At 49.3% G+C, this 556-nt stretch carries 1 protein-coding gene and 1 pseudogene; both read right to left on the bottom strand.

The window, feature by feature from the left end; genetic code table 11:
* Positions 1-225, bottom strand: a pseudogene (locus R7P74_RS28440) (hypothetical protein); the annotation flags it as partial.
* Positions 222-530 carry a transposase gene (locus tag R7P74_RS28435; RefSeq protein ID WP_004413754.1) on the bottom strand — a complete coding sequence of 103 codons (309 nt, stop codon included), beginning with the start codon at positions 528-530 and terminating at the stop codon, positions 222-224. The pseudogene R7P74_RS28440 and the gene R7P74_RS28435, both read right to left, overlap by 4 nt.
* Positions 531-556 lie beyond the last annotated feature (26 nt).

The following is a 556-nucleotide window of genomic DNA, read 5'->3' as shown; positions in this document are numbered from 1 at the left end:
GCCTGCTTCGTTTAGCTCTTCTGCTATTCGCACTGAGCCGTAACGTGCCCGATATTGGGCAAAGGTACACATGACGAGCTGTTCAAAGCGCTTTCGCCGCTTTGAACGCTCACTCGGCGTATGATGACACCACTTATAGTAACCGCCTCGACTCACCTCTAACGTACGGCACATTAAGCTAATGGAGTACTCACCGACATAGCTTTCAATGAACTCGTACTTCACTCTTGCTGCTTCGCGAAGTACGCCGAGACCTTTTTTAGGAATTCCATTTCATCTTTGAGTCTCTTGTTCTCGCGCCTTAGCGCTCGAAGCTCTTCGGACTCTTTCTTCGAATAGTCGACACCATCTAAGGTGTTAAACTGTTTATCAGATAGGCGTGTGAACTGGCGCTTCCAGTTCCGGATCTGCTGAGCACTGATACCCAGTTCCTTGGCAACGGAGACGGCTGTTCGGCCAGGAAGACTGGCCAAGCGAACTGCTTCTTTACGGAACTCTTCGGTGTACGCTGGATTACGATGTTTAGCCATAAATCACCTCTCAATTAGACCCTAGA

The organism is Vibrio sp. 2033 (genome assembly GCF_033339735.1).
This window is presented reverse-complemented; position numbering and strand designations above follow the sequence as displayed.

Bases quoted from the DNA above. Each gene is read 5' to 3' on its own strand.
- R7P74_RS28435 (WP_004413754.1), bottom strand. From the start codon at position 530: ATGGCTAAACATCGTAATCCAGCGTACACCGAAGAGTTCCGTAAAGAA.